At 57.9% G+C, this 2,585-nt stretch carries 3 protein-coding genes; all 3 read left to right on the top strand.

Translation table 11 applies throughout. From position 1 onward, the window contains the following. Positions 1–460: 460 nt before the first annotated feature. The 3 genes from ACR9Y2_RS40250 to ACR9Y2_RS40260 all read left to right on the top strand — a co-directional run bounded on the left by ACR9Y2_RS40250 (position 461) and on the right by ACR9Y2_RS40260 (position 2,467). Positions 461–754: a hypothetical protein gene (locus ACR9Y2_RS40250; RefSeq protein WP_435047581.1), complete on the top strand. Its 294-nt coding sequence runs from the start codon at positions 461–463 to the stop codon at positions 752–754. A gap of 69 nt (positions 755–823) precedes the next feature. Continuing rightward, on the top strand, positions 824–1,375 hold the full coding sequence (locus tag ACR9Y2_RS40255; RefSeq protein WP_435047582.1) for a hypothetical protein: 552 nt from the start codon (positions 824–826) through the stop codon (positions 1,373–1,375). Between the two features lie 585 nt (positions 1,376–1,960). After that, a complete protein-coding gene (locus tag ACR9Y2_RS40260) occupies positions 1,961–2,467 on the top strand; it encodes a hypothetical protein (RefSeq protein ID WP_435047583.1) in 507 nt (168 codons plus the stop codon). The last annotated feature ends 118 nt before the right edge of the window (positions 2,468–2,585 follow it).

The raw sequence follows: 2,585 nt of genomic DNA on the forward strand, positions 1-2,585 counted from the left end.
GTCGTTCCGGCCAAGAGCCTGCGCGGGCCGCTCCATCGAGGGCCAGGGCTGAGGACGAGGTGGGCATGCGTGGATTCAGAGGCAACTCAAGCCGACCGCACAGGCGCTCTCCGATATAATTCGAGTATCCAGCACCTTCAGCCGGATTCTGCGGTTGCAGCCCGCGGTCATGAAACCATACGCCCTACTGACGGCGGCTACCGCCTTTCTGGTTTATATGCTATTTAACGGATATTGCATGGTATTTGACCAGGCCCTCTGGAAGCGATCCGGGGTGATTGTCAGGGAGCGGCTTGATGAGCTGGACATGAGCCTTGTGGAGAATCGGATTCATATCAGGATCCTGGGCGGGGTTTTCCTTGCGCTCACAATCTATATGATCAGCGGCATTTGGGGACCGAGCCTACGGCGGTTCTTCCGATAGGAAGGGAGAGGGCCCGGCCGCTACCTTATGAGCTCTATGATCCTATTTCTTCAGGCGGTTCTTGGGCCGCAACACCGGGAGGTGGGGGCGGCGCGTCACTTTGTGGGTGGGCAGTTGGCTCCGCGTCCGGCTCGCGTTGCGATCGGGGCCTACGCGAAGGATTCCGGGTTCTATCTGCTCTCCTACGATGGCGATGACGTTGAGGTAACAGACACGTTCCACCGCTCAATTGAAGAAGCACAAGCTCAAGCTGAGTTTGAATTTGGGATCCGTGGGGCGGATTGGATCACGGTGCGATCACCATGGCCGTATGGGGAACGCGAAGGGTAGGCCGGGATCACATGGAGGCATTCCGCAGTGAGCTGAGCAGCAACAAGGCAATCAAAATCTGGAGAAGAAATGCTTTCCATTATTAGAGGTTCCGCTGTCCTGCTCTCACTATTTCTGCTGATGCCATCCAATGCCAGGGCAGTCGACGATGACGCCACCGCTACTCTGACCATGTGTGACTTGGCTCGCGAACCGGGGAAATACTCAGGAAAGATGGTGCGGCTCAAGGCGGAGTATGCCGCCGGATTGCATGGTAGCGCCTTCTTCGACAAGGCCTGCCCGACGGTCTTGCTCGGAGCGCATACCTGGGCGAATACTGCCTGCCCGGGTGGCGCCGACGCGGCGACTGCCAAAGAAGATTTGGAGGTGCTCAGATGGGCGGAGGAACTCTACGTACGCAGAGCGGCGGCGGGCAAAAGACCAAGCATGGAGGTGGTGGTTGTTGGCGAGTTGCTTCTTCCTGCGGACTATTCGAAAGCAGTGCGGATGGTTGGAGGTCGAATTGGCGGAGCAGGCTTCTGCCACCTGGGCGCATCACCATTCAAGATCGTGGTCAAGAAGGTGGAGTCTGTTACCTTCCGGGAACAGCGCGGGGCCGCACCGACTCGCCTCCAGCCGTAGACAGGCGGTGTCGATTGTGCCTGGAACCAGTGCTGGGCGCAGTAGTAGGATCCGCTTGCGACTGTAAGGCCGGATCTGGCGAGCGGGGGACCACCAGGGCTACGTCTGGCTCGAATATCGTGAAGTTCCGCATGCTGTCGGTGACGACCTGGGACGAGTTGGCCTAGTGGGAGAGCTCCGGTTTGGGCGGAGATGGGGGCAGTCGTTTGGACTTCCACCCGGGCGCCTCTTCAATGCCGGTTACGGTCAGTATTTGTGTGATGCGGCCAGAACTCTACGTTTTTGCCGCTGGTGGAGCTTCGAACTAAGTCACGTAGGTATATGCGAGGCCTGGATCGAGCATTGGCAGGTTCGAAAATCGGTTCACGGACGGCCCCTGTCAGGGTATAGCCAGTCAGGACGAGTCGCCATGATAAGGGCGACGCTGAGCTACGAAATCCAGACGAGTACGCCGAACGGCGGGGCAAATGTGGGGTTGGCACCGGAAGAGTGGAACATCAATTCAGGGACATGCCCTTGGTATGCTGACGGGAAGTGTGGCCGAGACGACCGAGGCTCAGGCTACCTAGAGATGCAGAGGAGGCCATGATGAGGGAATGCACCGATCTGTTTCTCCGTTACCGGGAAGTGGCGAGGCTCATTTGGAATCTCGGTTTCTGGCCCAATCCAGATCTTCGTGAGTGGGAAGCGGCGAACTTGTACCAGGAGGTGGCTGCTCGCATGTTTGAAGGCATGGTCCTCTTGCCTGTTGGTTGCGAGAACCGCCTGAAGGATCGTTATGACCTGGGGAGCGGCACCGATTTTCGAGTCGAAATTACAGCGCCTGGCGCGAAGTTATTGGTGAACAAAAACCCACCGGATTTCCCTGCGAAACATTGGGGGAGTCCGAAGATTTACGCAACGCCAGGGAAGCAGCAATTGAGGTTTAAGCGGTTTTTCGACTGGAATCGACTTGGACCCATAGATCTCGCGCTTCTTGAGGTTGAAATCGAACGATGCGACGAGAACCCGGCGCTGGTCGGTCACGACGGGCTTGTCGAGTTCTGGAAGTGCGCCATTTGGCTGGTTGCCGATGAAGAGGAGCCCGCCTGATGGTGTAGCGCAATCCTCTTTGCCAGTGAATGGCGAGTCAGCGGCGAGCTGCCGGAGGAATTGCGGGCTCTCGATGTGAACGTACCTTGGCGAGTGGAGGAGATTGAGGAGCGGATCC

The organism is Paludibaculum fermentans (genome assembly GCF_051172195.1).
Lineage (GTDB): Bacteria > Acidobacteriota > Terriglobia > Bryobacterales > Bryobacteraceae > Paludibaculum > Paludibaculum fermentans_A.

Bases quoted from the DNA above. Each gene is read 5' to 3' on its own strand.
- ACR9Y2_RS40250 (WP_435047581.1), top strand. From the start codon at position 461: ATGATCCTATTTCTTCAGGCGGTTCTTGGGCCGCAACACCGGGAGGTG.
- ACR9Y2_RS40255 (WP_435047582.1), top strand. From the start codon at position 824: ATGCTTTCCATTATTAGAGGTTCCGCTGTCCTGCTCTCACTATTTCTG.
- ACR9Y2_RS40260 (WP_435047583.1), top strand. From the start codon at position 1,961: ATGATGAGGGAATGCACCGATCTGTTTCTCCGTTACCGGGAAGTGGCG.